The 13897-nt window shown below is 66.1% G+C and carries 13 protein-coding genes and 2 pseudogenes; 11 read left to right on the top strand and 4 right to left on the bottom strand.

Annotated features, from left to right (window positions below; all coding sequences use genetic code 11):
- The first annotated feature begins 48 nt into the window (after nt 1–48).
- The 4 genes and pseudogenes from ASE66_RS25720 to ASE66_RS31625 all read left to right on the top strand — a co-directional run.
- Nucleotides 49–729, top strand: a complete 681-nt coding sequence (locus tag ASE66_RS25720; RefSeq protein ID WP_057192569.1) for a LuxR C-terminal-related transcriptional regulator — start codon at nt 49–51, stop codon at nt 727–729.
- Nucleotides 730–1027: 298 nt separating this feature from the next.
- Entirely contained in the window at nt 1028–1780 is a 753-nt protein-coding gene (locus tag ASE66_RS25715) for a response regulator transcription factor (RefSeq protein ID WP_057192568.1), read from the top strand.
- A 30-nt stretch (nt 1781–1810) separates the two neighbouring features.
- Complete coding sequence (locus ASE66_RS25710; RefSeq protein ID WP_057192567.1) at nt 1811–2623, top strand: glycosyltransferase family 2 protein; 813 nt, start codon at nt 1811–1813, stop codon at nt 2621–2623.
- A 582-nt stretch (nt 2624–3205) separates the two neighbouring features.
- A pseudogene (locus ASE66_RS31625) lies at nt 3206–3694 on the top strand (HAD hydrolase-like protein); the annotation flags it as partial.
- Here ASE66_RS31625 and ASE66_RS33430 read toward each other — a convergent pair.
- Entirely contained in the window at nt 3629–3838 is a 210-nt protein-coding gene (locus ASE66_RS33430) for a hypothetical protein (protein WP_244495105.1), read from the bottom strand. The pseudogene ASE66_RS31625 and the gene ASE66_RS33430 sit on opposite strands and share 66 nt — an antisense overlap.
- On the opposite strand from ASE66_RS33430, the gene ASE66_RS25700 reads away from it, so the two are divergent.
- The 7 genes and pseudogenes from ASE66_RS25700 to ASE66_RS25675 all read left to right on the top strand — a co-directional run bounded on the left by ASE66_RS25700 (nt 3828) and on the right by ASE66_RS25675 (nt 11835).
- Nucleotides 3828–4106, top strand: coding sequence for a hypothetical protein (locus ASE66_RS25700; RefSeq protein WP_413814293.1), 279 nt, complete (start codon nt 3828–3830; stop codon nt 4104–4106). The two genes, ASE66_RS33430 and ASE66_RS25700, sit on opposite strands and share 11 nt — an antisense overlap.
- A gap of 54 nt (nt 4107–4160) precedes the next feature.
- Nucleotides 4161–5123, top strand: a complete 963-nt coding sequence (locus ASE66_RS25695) for a carbohydrate kinase family protein (protein ID WP_057192564.1) — start codon at nt 4161–4163, stop codon at nt 5121–5123.
- Between the two features lie 83 nt (nt 5124–5206).
- Nucleotides 5207–5578, top strand: a pseudogene (locus ASE66_RS34040) (FAD-dependent oxidoreductase); the annotation flags it as partial.
- 90 nt (nt 5579–5668) lie between these two features.
- A complete protein-coding gene (locus ASE66_RS25690) occupies nt 5669–6685 on the top strand; it encodes an amino acid ABC transporter substrate-binding protein (RefSeq protein WP_057192563.1) in 1017 nt (338 codons plus the stop codon).
- Between the two features lie 84 nt (nt 6686–6769).
- Entirely contained in the window at nt 6770–7687 is a 918-nt protein-coding gene (locus ASE66_RS25685) for a LysR family transcriptional regulator (protein ID WP_057192562.1), read from the top strand.
- Nucleotides 7688–7777: 90 nt separating this feature from the next.
- On the top strand, nt 7778–9829 hold the full coding sequence (locus ASE66_RS25680) for a hydantoinase/oxoprolinase family protein (protein WP_057192561.1): 2052 nt from the start codon (nt 7778–7780) through the stop codon (nt 9827–9829).
- 2 nt (nt 9830–9831) lie between these two features.
- On the top strand, nt 9832–11835 hold the full coding sequence (locus ASE66_RS25675; protein ID WP_057192560.1) for a hydantoinase B/oxoprolinase family protein: 2004 nt from the start codon (nt 9832–9834) through the stop codon (nt 11833–11835).
- A gap of 9 nt (nt 11836–11844) precedes the next feature.
- Here the strand turns inward: ASE66_RS25675 and ASE66_RS25670 are convergent, their stop codons facing one another.
- The 3 genes from ASE66_RS25670 to ASE66_RS33425 form a co-directional block, all read right to left on the bottom strand.
- Entirely contained in the window at nt 11845–12558 is a 714-nt protein-coding gene (locus tag ASE66_RS25670) for an MOSC domain-containing protein (protein ID WP_057192559.1), read from the bottom strand.
- The gene (locus ASE66_RS25665; RefSeq protein ID WP_244495061.1) at nt 12555–13454 is read right to left on the bottom strand and encodes an ABC transporter permease; all 900 of its coding nucleotides are present in this window, start codon (nt 13452–13454) and stop codon (nt 12555–12557) included. Before ASE66_RS25665 ends, ASE66_RS25670 begins: the two co-directional genes overlap by 4 nt.
- A gap of 2 nt (nt 13455–13456) precedes the next feature.
- Nucleotides 13457–13897 (bottom strand): ABC transporter permease (locus ASE66_RS33425; protein WP_244495060.1); only part of this gene is annotated, 441 nt, incomplete at its 5' end.

Genomic DNA, 13897 nt, shown 5'->3' with positions numbered 1-13897 from the left:
ACGCGGTCGCATCCCCACCGAAAAGGCGACCAGAGCGGCGGCACGATCATGGCAAGGATTCTCGTTGCCGACGAACATGCGCTCTACCGCACCGGACTGCGCACGATCCTGCAGGCCGCACTGCCCGAAGCCGAGCTTCTCGAGGCTGAGGATTTCGACGGCCTGATGCGCAACCTGATGGAGGAACAGCCGATCCATCTCGTGCTGATCAGCCTCGGCCTGGCGGGCTCCACCGATCCGCAGATCATCTGGGACTTCAAGCGGGCTTCCGCGACGACGCGCTATGTCATCATCTCCGGCAACGGCACCTTCGACCAGGTCCTGCACTATATCGCGGAAGGGTTCCACGGCTTCATTTCGAAACTGCAGCGGGATGACGAGATCGTCGAAGCGGTTCAGGAGGTGCTCGCCGGGCGCCTCGCGGTGCCGCGCGGCTTGACCCCGTTCGGCTCCACGACCGAAGCCCACCGCGCTCGCGAGCTGCCACAGCGTCGGATCGGCTCGCAGCAGGACCCGTTCGGACTGACGCGCCGGCAGCGGGATGTCCTGACGCTGCTGGCGGACGGGCTTTCGAACCGGGAGATCGCTCAGGCGCTCCACATCGCTGAGCCGACGGCGAAAATCCACGTCTCCGCGCTGATGCGCACGCTCAATGTCCGCAACCGCACCGAAGCGGCCGTGCTCGCCAAGGATCTCATCCGGATCTTCAAAGTCGATCCCACAACCTGAAGTAATTCCTTGGGGTCAATATCAAGCTCCAGCAATCATCGCACGCTTTCGCTTGTAAGGTTTTCCCTGACAGGATCGTATTTTTCCTGACAAGACGACTACATCCGAATGTACTAATTATTAACCATCGAGCTGAGGGTAGCGGCACCCTTTCTCGCCATTCGATGCCCAGAAGTGATTACCCGACACGCACTACGTCCAGCCCGCATAAATCAATAATAAATCACCCAAAACACAGAGCCTAAGCTTCTTGCTGCATTCGCGGCATCGGCCTTATTTTGAGTAAAGGGGAGTAACAATGGCTGACATTATCGAAACTGCCGTGTTGAGCGACAACGCCCTGCTTCGGGAGGGTATCACCAAATTGTTGGATGGCGCGCGCTTCCATGTAAGCCAGAGAAGCACCAGCCTGGATCTTCAAAGGTATGAAAGCAGCCAACAAACACCCGATCTCTTCATCGTCGTGATCGACGACATGTCCTGCTCGATCGTCGGCGACATCAAGAGGCAGTTCAAGAGCGCCAAGATCGTCGCACTTGCCCTCCGCGACAGCCGGGAATTGATGCGTCGCGCCATGCAGCTCGGCGCGGTCGGCTATCTCGTCGAATCCGTCTCGGCGCAGGATCTCATCACGTCGCTGGAAGTCGTCATCGCCAACGGCGCCGTATTTCCGCCCGAGCTTCTCTCCCAGCTGTCCGAGATCGCGGTCGAGCCGCAGCGCTTGCTTCGGGGCGTGCAGCGCAGGGCCGACGGATCGCCGTTCCAGGGGCTTTCCGCCCGTGAGGTGAGTATCCTGGAAGGGCTCATGCTCGGCGAATCCAACAAGGTGATCGCACGCAAGCTGGAGATCGCCGAAGCCACTGTGAAGGTGCACGTCAAGGCGATCCTGCGGAAGGTGCGCGTCAGGAACCGCACCCAGGCGGCGATGTGGGCCATGCAGAACGCGGTAACCCGGATTCCGGTGGTCGAAGAGGCCGATGCGATGGACGACGAAACCCTGCCGATGATCGCAGCCAGGCCGGATATGGCGGCATCGCCCCGGCTCGTCTGATCCGACCGCCTCCAGCGCAGGAACCACACCATGATCGTGACCATCGTGACCCCGACGCTGAATGCCGTCGACTATCTCAAGGAATGCATCGAGTCCGCGCGTCGCAATGCGACGCGCGGGGTCGAGATCGAGCACGTCATCGTCGATGGCGGCAGCACCGACGGCACCGTCGAGCTCGCCCGCAGCTACGGGCTGAAGGTGATGCAGGGCAAGGACAGCGGCATCTTCGATGCCATCAACAAGGGCTCCTTCAATTCCACGGGTGAATTGCTCGGCTTTCTCGGCGCCGACGACGTGATGCTCCCGGGAGCTGCGGCGGCGGTCGTGGACGCCTACCGCAAGAGCCGCCGGCGCTGGGTGGTCGGCGCCATCCGCTGGATCGATGCGAATGGGCACGGGCTCGGCGGGCTCGCGGCACCGCCGAACTGGATGACGCCAGCCATGCTCGTCTGCCTCGGCTGGAATCCGATCATGCACATGGCGACCTATTTCTCCCGGACCTTCTTCGAGGAGCTGTGCGGCTTCGACATCGCCTACCGGGATGCCGGCGACTACGACATGTTCTGCCGGGCCCTGGCCAAGGAGCCCTATGGCCGGATCGCCCGGCCGATCGCCTGCTTCCGGCGGACAGGCGTCAACAACAGCGCGATCCACGGCAGCCGCACCGTCGCCGAATGCACGAAGATCTACGCGCAGCACGGGCCATCGTCGCGGGCTGAACGGCTGTTCTGGCGTTTCCTGCTGAAGGCCTACTTCAATCTCGGCAATCCCGACTGGTTGCTGTCGAAAATGGCGGATTCGACGCGCACGACGCTGAGGCTCCAGCCGAAGGGCCATTTCTGAGCTTACGCTTCGGCGTCAAGTCCCACTTGGCATCGGGACAAATGAGCGGACAGTCCGCTGAGAGCGAGTTCGGATGACAATCGCACTCGCTATTGTCGCTACGCTGTATTTTTTCGGCGCATGCCTGATTGCGCTCAACTCCGCCCTCGATGCCGAGCGCTCTCTCCTTACGGCCACCGACCTTGCGGTGATCGCGCTCGTCAGCGCAGCCTGGCCGGCGGTCGGCTGCATCATGCTGCTTGCGCTGGCACAGCGGAAGCTCTCTCTCAGGGGGCGAGAGCTTCCGTCGGGATCGGGCTCGGCCCATCGGCACCCGCCCCTCGCGTAATCCCTCGAGCGGGCCCAAGGCGGACGTTGGNCCGCCCCCCCCCCCCCGAGACGAGCGTCCACGTTGAAATGCGCTCGGAGATGATAGGCCCAGTGCAGCGCACTCGCCGCGGCTCCATGCCGTGACTCAGGCCAATTGGCACACCGCAATGTCTGCCGAGGGTAACCTGCTGAGGGTGGAGGGTCCGGCTGTTGTGATCGCTTTCCAAAGCCAAGCGCAAGAGCGATTGCTCACGTAATGGGCATAGGATCTATATGAGGTTGCTCCTGTGCCGGGCTCGAAACCCTGAGCGACGGTGGCTGCTCCGCGGTTCCGGCAAGACCCTTCTGGACGACATGAGCTTCGACCTCGTCATTTTCGATTGCGACGGCGTCTTGGTCGACAGCGAGCTGATCAGCTGCCGTTGCCTGATCGAGACCCTGCGCGGCTATGGTATCGAGACGACACTCGAAGAGGTGTTCGCCACATTCCTGGGCCGCAGCACGCGCTCGATCGCCGACCACTATCGTGCCGCCGGGCTCCGGATTCCGGATGATTTCCCAGCAGAGCTTAGAGCGCGCGTTCGGCGGGCCTTTGCAGACGAGTTGCGCCCCATCGCGAATATCGAGATGGTTCTGCGCCGCCTCGCCGCCCTCTATTGCGTTGCCTCGTCGAGCGATCTCGACCGCGTCGAATTCTCACTCGCGCTGACCGGGCTGTCCGAGCTGTTCTCCGGACGCATCTTCACCGCCCAGATGGTTGCGAACGGGAAGCCGGCGCCGGATCTGTTTCTCTACGCCGCCGCCGAGATGAAGGCGGCGCCGCTCACGCGGCCTCACCTGCGAGATGACGGTGATGAGCGGTGGAGCAAGCCGAAGCAGGCTGGCACGCCAGATCATGGCCGACACGACGGGACTCGTGGTCGCCCTGCCGGCCACGCCGGAGCCGGTCCTGCTTGGCGCCGCCATGCTCGGTGCCGTCGCTGCCAAGGCGTATCCTTCCATCCCCGATGCGATGGGCGCAATGTCCGGCATCGGCGAACTCACGCTGCCGACCGTGCCCGAGACGGCGGATCTTCACACAGCCAAACGCCGCGTCTCCACCTTGCTGCGCACCATGGATCGGGAGAGTCGCGCAATCATGCAAAATGTAGCTGGTCCCCGTGGCGGGCGCTGACATTCGAGGGGCCATGGCACGTTTGCCGAACTCTCCGTGCGAAGGGGCCAAGCCATGATTCTGGTGTGCGGCGAGGCGTTGATCGATCTGTTCGTCGGTCCACCTGAAGGCACCGAGATGCCGGCGCGGGCCGTCGCGGGAGGCTCGCCATTCAACGTGGCTGTTGGCCTGGCGCGGCTCGGGGTCGAGACGGCCTTCCTTGGCGGCATCTCGCGCGATCGTTTCGGAACGTTGCTCGCCGAAATCCTCGCCAAGGAAGGTGTCGAAGACCGCTTCCTGATACGGACAGACAGGCTGTCCACCATCTCGGCCGTCGCGACCGCCCCTGACGGACAGCCGAGCTACAGCTTCCATGGCGAGGGGGCGGCCGACCGCTCGCTCGAGCTGGCCGATCTGCCGGCGGAACTGCCGCCCGAGATCCAGGCCCTGACATTCGGCTCCTACACGATGGTGGTCGAGCCCATCGGCTCCTCTTTCGCAGCCTTGGCCGAGCGTGAAAGAGAACGGCGCGTCATCAGCGTCGACCCCAATCTCCGGCCGACCGTGGTCGGCGACATGGCACGCTGGTCGGCCGCAGCCGAGCGGTTCTACAGAGCCGCCACGCTGATCAAGGCCAGCGACGAGGATGTGCGCATCGCCTGGGGCGGCAAGGTTTCGCTGGCCGAGGCGGGCGCCTATTGGCTCGGCTGCGGCGCCCGCTTGGTAGTGATCACGCAAGGGGAGCAGGGAGCGGTCGCCTTCTCCGCCGCCGGTAGCGTTGCCGTGCCGGGCCGCCCGGTCGTCGTACGCGATACGGTCGGAGCCGGGGACACGTTCCACGCCGCCCTGCTGGCGCAGCTCGCCAAAACCGGACGGCTTCGTCCCGAGGCGATCGCGGCGCTCGATCTGCCGGCCATCGGTGAATTGTTGGCCTACGCGACGGCCGCCGCCGCCATCACCGTCACCCGCCGAGGCGCCGATTTGCCCACCGCAGCCGAAGTCGAGGCGAGCTGGAGTGTTCTGAGACAGCCACCATAACGACGGCAAAGGGGCGAAGGTGACGTACCCTCACTTCCACTCGATTGTTTAAACATCGTATAACCATTTGAAATAACTGAAAAATATTTTTCAGAGACAGAAGCATTCCGACGCCGGGGCCGCAGCGACGAGCCTGCCGGCGCTTCGGAAACTGCCGTGACGTTGCCTCCACCGCTACAGCCGAGCTGCCCGCAGCGGCGGAGATCGCGATCGTCAGCGGCGGCTTCACCGGCCTCAACGCCGCCCTGCCCCCCGCGAAGGCCGGCCGGCAGGTCACGGTGATCGAGGCCGAAGCGCCGGGCCTGGGGGTGTCGTCGCGCAATGGCGCCATGCTCGGCCCCGGCCGAGATGCGCGACCGCGGGGACCAGCGCTGAGGCGGCAACGGCATCGGCGAGCGGAAGCCGCAGCCTCCCGCCTGCCTGCCAACCGAGCCTCGCATCATGGGCGTTTGTGCGGGTGCGAACAGGCAGAACGGCAGATCGTTCTCGTGGAATGGCAGCAAGCTCACCGCGGCCGACATAGCCGCCCAAAAAAGGGGAACACCATGAAGCGCCTACTCGCCGCCGCTCTCCTTTGCGTCTCAGCGACACTCGCTCAGGCTCAAGCGCAGAAATCGACGCTCTCCATCGTCAAGAACCGCGGCGAATTGATCTGCGGCGTCAGCCCCGGCCTTGCCGGCTTCGGTCTGCCGGACGAGAAAGGGGAATGGCATGGCCTGGACGTCGACCTCTGCCGCGCCATCTCGGCCGCGATCTTCAACGATCCCCAGAAGGTCAAGTTCACGCCGCTGTCGTCCAAGGATCGCTTCACCGCGCTGCAGTCGGGCGAAGTCGATCTCCTGTCGCGCACCAGCACCTGGACGATGGCGCGCGACACCTCGCTCGGGCTGGCCTTCGCCGGCGTAAATTACTATGACGGCCAGGCTTTCCTGGTTCAGAAGAAGCTCGGTGTCGACTCCGCGCTCAAGCTCAACGGCGCCTCGATCTGCCTGCAGCAGGGCACGACGACCGAGCTCAACGTCGCCGACTATTTCCGCCAGAACAACATCAAGTACGAGCCGGTTACCTTCGACAAGGGCGACGAGGCGATCAAGGCCTTCGAGTCCGGACGCTGCGACGCCCTGACCGACGATTCCTCGGCGCTCTATGGGCTCAAGCTCAAGCTGGTGAAGCCGGACGAGGCGGTGGTCCTGCCCGAGCTGATCTCGAAGGAGCCGCTCGGCCCGGTGGTACGCAGCGCCGACCATGACTGGTTCAACCTGGTGAAATGGGTGCATTTCGCCATGCTGAACGCCGAGGAGCTCGGCGTGACCAAGGCCAATGTCGATCAGCAGCTCGACTCGGCGAATCCCGAGATCAGGCGGCTGCTCGGCAAGGAGGGTAAATTCGGCGAGGCCATCGGCCTTCCCCCGGACTGGGCCTACCGGATCGTCAAGCAGGTCGGCAATTACGGCGAGGCCTTCGAGCGCAGCGTCGGAGCCGGCTCGGTGCTCAAGATCGCCCGGGGCAAGAACGACCTCTGGAGCAAGGGCGGCCTGCAATACGCCCCGCCGATCCGCTGACGGATCCGTCTCGGCTGGGATCGTCCCATAGGGGGCGCCGCGGCGACGGCTGACAGTCGCCGCGGCCGCCTCTAGGATCGCGCCATGCGTGCTCGCCAGATCGAAGTCTTCCGCATGGTCATGCGCTGCGGCACGCTGACCGGCGCCGCCGAGGCACTCAATGTCTCGCAACCGGCGCTGAGCCAGATCCTGCTGCACACCGAGGACGAGCTCGGCTTCAAGCTGTTCCTGCGCGTCAAGGGCCGGCTGATCCCGACCCCGGAGGCCGAGGAAATCTACCCCGAGGTCGAGCGCCTGTTCGGCGACCTCGAAATGCTCCGGCGGCGCACGCGCGACCTGCGCCATGGCAAGGCCGGTCTCGTGCGCCTCGCTGCTTCGGCGCCGCCTTCCCTCTCCTTCGTTCCGGAGGCGCTGCGCCATTTCCGCACCGCGCATCCGAACACGCGCGTACGCTCCTATGTCGTGCCCGCCGAGGTCATCCTCACCATGCTCGACCGCGACCAGGCCGGGCTCGGCATCGCCATGATGGACCAGCCCACCCCCTTCATCGAGACCGAGGTGGTCGGCTACACCCGCGTGGTCTGCGTGCTGCCGACCGGCCATGCGCTGGCAGAGCGCGACGTCATCGGCGCCGAGGACCTCGACGGCGAGACGCTGATCTCCTACCGCGCCGAATCCCTGCCCGGGCAATTGCTGCGCGACGCGCTGGCCAAGCAAGGCCTGCCGTTCCGGCCGGAAATGGAGATCGACGTTTCGATCATCGCCCTCGCCTTCGTGCAGCAGGGGCTCGGCGTCGCGGTCGTCGACGGGCTGCTGCCCTGGCATAATTTTCCCGGCCTGGTGACGCGCCCGTTCCGGCCGCATGTCGCCCTGCCGCTCTGCCTGCTCACCAGCACGCGCCGGCCGCTCTCGCGCAGCCACGAGCTGCTGCGCAACCACATCCGCACCGCCTGCCAGCAGCTGGATCTCGTCCGGCCCACCCCCGAAGCGCCCGAGGCATAAGGCCGGCTTATCCGGCACCGCGGTTTTGATGTTGGACCCTCGGAGGCGCCGCCGCCAAGACTCGCCCGTCCTTACTGAAACAGGCGCATCATGAGCTGGCGTATCGGCGTCGACATCGGCGGCACCTTCATCGATTTCTGCGCGCTGGAGACCGGCAGCGGCCGTGTCGAGACGATCAAGGTGCTGACCACGCCCGACGCACCGGGCCGCGAGCTCCTCGCCGGGCTCGACCTCTTGAACCAGCGCCATGCCGTCCCGCCGGAGGAGATCGTCTCCTTCGTCCACGGCACCACGGTCGGCATCAACACCATCATCCAGCGCAAGGGCAGCCGTCTCGGGCTGATCACCACCGCCGGCTTCGAGGACGTGATCGAGCTCGCGCGCCTGCGCATGCCGGACATGTACTCGCTGTTCTGCGCCCGCCCGGAGCAGCTGATCCCGCGCGACCGCGTCTTCGGCGTCGGCGGGCGCATCCTGTCCGACGGCAGCATTGCCGAGCCGCTCGACCGCGAGGCTCTCGCGGTGGCGGTGGCCAAGCTCCGGGCCCGCGGCGTCGACGGCGTGATCGTCTCCTTCCTGCATGCCTATCGCAATCCCGCCCACGAAACCGAAGCCAGGGCGCTGATAGCCGGGCTGGCGCCGGAGCTCTTCGTCTTCACCACCAGCGAGGTCTGGCCGGTCATCCGCGAATATGAGCGCACCACCACAGCGATCCTGAACGGCTACGTCCATCCGCGCGTCTCGGGCTATCTCGACGCGCTCGAGGAGGCGCTCGCCTCCCGTGGCGTGCCGGCCGGCCCGATGCTGACCAAGTCGAATGGCGGGGTGATGAACGCCGCAACCGGCAAGCGCGCCTGCGTCAACATGCTGCTCTCGGGCACGGCCTCGGGCGTGATCGGCGCGGCCTATCTCGCCGAGCAGGCCGGGGCGAAGAACATCCTCACCCTCGACATCGGCGGCACCAGCGCCGACCTCGCCTTGATCATCGACGGCCAGCCGCAATTCGGCACCGGCGAGGTCGTCGGCGACTTCCCGCTCTATGTGCCGAGCGTCTCGGTCACCTCGATCGGCGCCGGCGGTGGCTCGATCGCCTGGGCGGACGCCTTCGGCGTGCTCAAGGTCGGCCCCGAAAGCGCCGGCTCGACGCCCGGTCCCGCCTGCTATGGCCGCGGCGGCATCCGCGCCACCGTCACCGATGCTATGGCGACCTGCGGTCTCCTCGGCCACACCGCCCTCGCCTACGACCAGATCGGCATGCGCCGCGATCTGGCGAAAAAGGTGGTCGGCGAGGTCGCCGCAATGCTCGGCCGCAGCGCCGAGGCGACCGCCGAGGCGATCATCGCCATCGCCGTCTCCGAGATGTTCGTCGAGGTCAACAAGCTCGTCGCCCGCTTCGGCGTCGACCTGCGCGACTTCGCGCTGATGCCCTTCGGCGGCGCCGGGCCGATGCTCGGCTGCTTCCTGGCGCGCGAGCTCGGGATTCCGCGCGTGCAGGTGCCGCGCCGGCCCGGCGTCGTCAGCGCGCTCGGCGGGCTGATCGCCGATCTGAAGGGCGACTTCATCCAGAGCGTCTTCGCCGCGGCGGAGCCGGCTTCGTTGCCGCAATTGCGCGAGGCGCTGGCGCAGCTCAAGCGCGACGGGCTCGCCTGGATCCGCGAGGACCAGCGCTTCACCGGCCCCGTGGTCGAGAGCTTGAGCGCCGACATGCGCTATCACGGCCAGTCCTTCGAGATCGAGGTGCTGCTCTCGGAAAACTGGCTCGTCGAAGGTGATCTCGTGGCGATCTGCGCCGCCTTCCACCGCCAGCACCTTGCCATCTACGACTTCAACGACGAGGCGGCCGAGGTCCAGATCGTCAACCTGCGCCTCGTCGTCACCGGCGCGACGCCGCGGCCCGAGCTCGCCCCGGCGAGCGAAGCGGTCGACGAGGCGGCTATCCCGGCGCGCTTCATCACGGTCTGGCTCGACGGCAGCGAGCGCGAGGTCGCGCTCTTCCAGCGCGAGGCGCTGCGCTGCGGCCAGCATTTCTCCGGCCCGGCCGTGGTCGCGCAGGAGGACACCACCATCTGCATCCCGGCCGGCTTCGAGGCTGAGGTCGACGCCTTCCTCAACCTGCATCTTACCCTGCGCGAGGGAGCCTGATCATGGTCGACAAGGTCACCCTGCAGGTCCTGGCCAATCATTGCCGGGCTGCGGCCGAGAACATGGCCTACACGCTCTACCGCACGGCGCATTCCACCTTCGTCAAGGAGACCGAGGACTTCACCGTGATGGTGATGGATCGCACCGGGCGCGTCGTCGCCGTGCCGATGGATCTGGGCGCGACCTGGTATCCGGGCATGAACTACAACCGCGCCATCGAGATGGTGCCGGATTACCGGCCGGGCGACATCGCCTTCACCAACGATCCCTATAGCGGCTATCTCGCCACCCATGCCCCCGACACGCATCTGTGGAAGCCGATCTTCCACGAGGGCGAGATCGTCTGCTTCGTCGGCGGCCATGTCCATAACACCGACATGGGCGGGGCGGTGCCGGCGAGCCTGTCGCGCTCGCTCACCGAGATCCATCAGGAGGGCATCCGCTTCCCGCCGATGACGCTGATGCGCGACGGCGCCTTCGATGAGACCGTGCTGCGCATCATGATGATGAACGTGCGCAAGCCCGCGCTGAACATGGGCGACCTCAAAGCCCTTGCGGGCGCGCTTAACACCGGCGAGCGCAAAATCCAGGCGATGGTCGCCAAGTTCGGCGCAAAGGGCTTCGTGGACGGGCTCGACGGGCTGATGGACTATGCCGAGCATCAGGCCCGCGAGATCCTGCGCTCGATCCCCGATGGCGAGTATGTCTTCTCCGACTATGCCGACGAGGACGGCGTCGACGGCAATCCCTGCCGGCTGGCGCTGACGCTGACCATCAAGGGCGACGAGGCGATCCTCGACTTCACCGGATCGGACCCGCAGCTCGGCTCCTCGCTCAATGTGCCGACCGGCTCGGACCCGCGCCATACGCTGCTGCTCGTCGGCGTCTACTATGTGCTCTACACGCTGAACCCGCAGCTCCTGCTCAATTCCGGCCTGACCCGGCCCTTCACCTGCATCGCGCCGGAAGGAACGGTACTGAACCCGTCCTTCCCGGCGGCGGTCGGCATGCGCAGCCTGACCTGCGCGCGGCTGCGCAGCCTGATCTTCGGCGCCTTCAGCCTCGCCGCGCCGGAACGCCTGCCGGCGGCGCCGGCCGGCTCCAGCTCGATCGTCAACGTGATGACCACAGACGAAAAGACGCATCGCAGCGTCATCGCGGCGATCAACCCGGTGGTCGGCGGCGGCGGCGGCATGCCCCACCGCGACGGGCCGAACGGCTCAGGCGCCGACGCGGCCTATCTCAAGAACACGCCGATCGAGATCACCGAGACCGAGGTGCCGATCCGGTTCATGCGCTACGGGCTTCTGCCGGATTCAGGGGGAGCCGGGCGCTGGCGCGGCGGGCTCGCGACAGTGATGGAGTTCAAGGTGTTTTCGCCGAACTCGCGCATCACCGTGCGCAACCGCGACCGCTCGCATTTCCGGCCCTGGGGCACGCTCGGCGGCCTCTCCGCCGAGACCTCGAACTTCATCATCAATCCCGGCGGCCCCAATGAGCGCGTCCTCGGCAACACCGACATCGCCATCGCCGAGCCGGGCGACGTGATCCATATCCATTCGCCGGGCGGCGGCGGGCGTGGCTCGCCATTGGAGCGCGAGCCGGAGCGGGTCCTGCTCGATGTCGAGCGCGGCTATGTGAGCCTCGAGGCGGCGCAAGCGCTCTATGGCGTGGTGATCGAGAAGGGCACCGTCGATCCCGATGCGACGGCGACGCTGCGAGAAAAGCTGAGGACGCGGGCCCACGAGACACACTTCCATTTCGGCCCGGAGCGAGACGCCTTCGAGCAGGTCTGGACAGCACGCAATTACGCCGCTCTGACACGGCTGCTGGCGGGCCTGCCTGTGCACTGGCGCTTCTTCACCAAGACCAAGCTGTTCGCCGTGATGCGGAACGGGTCTGGCGTGGCCGATGTCGGCGCCGCCTTTGCCGCCGTTCGGCGGGACTACCCGCAAATCCCCGAGGTCGCGCAGGATGCCCCTGAAATCGCGCAGGCGGCCGAGTAACCGCTTGGCCTAGTCGACGGTCACAGCTGCCCCCGCTGCGATCTCGCCGGGCGTCTCCACGTCGCAATAGATCCCGAAATTGCGTTGGTGGCGCTTGACCACCGTCCGCAGGATCTCGACGTCGACAGGCAGGCCTTCCTGCGCGATGGTGATGAAGCCGCAGCGTCCGCAAGGCTCGCGCCCGCGCAGCACGACCTCTCCGATCCTGATCTCGCGACCGATCCAGCCATGCTCCGGAATGGCGTCGGTGCCGTCAGGCCAATCGACGAGGATATTGGGCCGGAAGCGGCGCGCATCGATGACGCTACCGGGCAGCTCCCGTTCGAGGCTGCGCAGTGCCGCGCTGGTGACCAGATGGATCGGCGCATGCTCGTAGCGCGGCCTGAATCCGCCCGAACCGAAGGCATCGAATGGCTTCAGCAGCGGCATGAAACCGAAAGCCTGTGACAGGCCCTCCAGCAGCTCCGTATCCTCTGGCTCAGCCCAGCGCTGGCCATCGAGAGAGAGCGCGACGCCTTCGCCCGTGGCCTTGGCATGGGCGCGGGGTACGCCGACGAAGTACTTCTCGCGGCCGGGCGAAGCGATGCGGCCGGTCGCGGCATCGAGCAGCCCCCAGATCCGGTCGCCGGCGACGCCGCCGACCTCGACGTGAAGCTGAGCCAGCTGCTCGCCGGCCATCGAGCTGACCGGATAGCGCCAGAGTTCGGCGACCTCGCCCGTCACTGCCCCTCCATCCTCGGATCGAGCGCGTCGCGCAGGCCGTCCCCGATGAAGTTGAAGCTGGTGACCGCGAGTGTGATCGCGGCGCCGGGAATGATCGCCAGCCAGGGCGCGCTGGTGAGGTAGCTCTGGGCGCTTTCGAGCATGTTGCCCCAGCTGGGCGTCGGCGGCTGGATGCCGAAGCCGAGGAAGGAGATGTAGCTCTCGGCCAGGATCGCATGGGCGACATTGAGCGTCGCCGCGACGACGATCGGCGCGATCGCGTTCGGCAGGAGCTCGCGGACCATGATGCGCCGGTTGCTTGCGCCGAAGGAGACGGCGGCTTGCGCGAATTCGCGCGTCTTCAGCGAGCGGATCTGCGCCTCGACGACGCGGGCGACCTCCATCCAGGAGGTCATCGCGATCAGCAGGATGATCGACGGCACGGAGGGAGAGATCAGCGCCGAGATCGCCAGCAGCAAAAAGATCGAGGGGAAACACAGCATCGCGTCGACAAAGCGCATCAGCGCGGCGCCCAGCGCCCCCTCGTAGAAGCCGGCGACCATGCCGACGACGATGCCGATCGCCATCGCGATCGCCATGGCCGAGAAGCCGACCGCCAGCGAAATCCGCCCCGCCATCAGGAGGCGCGCAAGGATGTCGCGGCCGAGCGGGTCGGTGCCGAGCACATGCGGGCCGGCGAAGGGCGGCGCGAAGCGATTGCGGATATCGATGAAGGTGTCGGTGTAAGGCAGGAGCCAGGGGCCGACGATGCAGGCGAGCGTCAGGAAGATGATCGTCGCCGCGCCGAAGACGGCGAGCCTGTGCCGCCGGAAGCGGCGCAGGCCCGGGCTATTCCAGAAGCCGGGAGCCGGCGGCAGCGCCGGCTCGGCAGTGCTGGTGAAGGGCATGTCGTTCATCGTCAGCCCCTCGCTATGCGTGGGTCGGCGACGCCATAGAGCAGGTCGGCAAGCAGCGACCCCAGCAGGACGAGGACGGCGGTGAACATCAGGATGCCCATGACCACGGGATAGTCGCGGTAGCTGATCGAATCGAGGAAGAGCCGGCCCATCCCTGGCCAGGTGAACACCGTCTCGGTCACCAGCGCGCCGGAGAGTAGCGTCGGCACGTGCAAACCGGTGATGGTGATCATCGGCAGCAGCGCGTTGCGCAGGGCATGGCGCATCAGGATCTGCCGCTCCGGCACGCCCTTGGCGCGTGCGGTACGGATATAGTCCTGGTTGACCACATCCAGCATGGACGACCGCATGTAGCGGCTCCAGACCGCGGTCGAGACCAGCGCAAGCACGATGCAGGGCCCGATCAGGTGATGAACCTGGTTGAGGAAGGAGCCGTCGCCCAT

Origin of the sequence: Allobosea sp. Root483D1 (assembly GCF_001429505.1) — a bacterium.
Taxonomy (GTDB): Bacteria; Pseudomonadota; Alphaproteobacteria; order Rhizobiales; family Beijerinckiaceae; genus Allobosea.
Note: the sequence above shows the minus strand (reverse complement) of the source record. Positions and strands in the feature narration are given on the sequence as shown.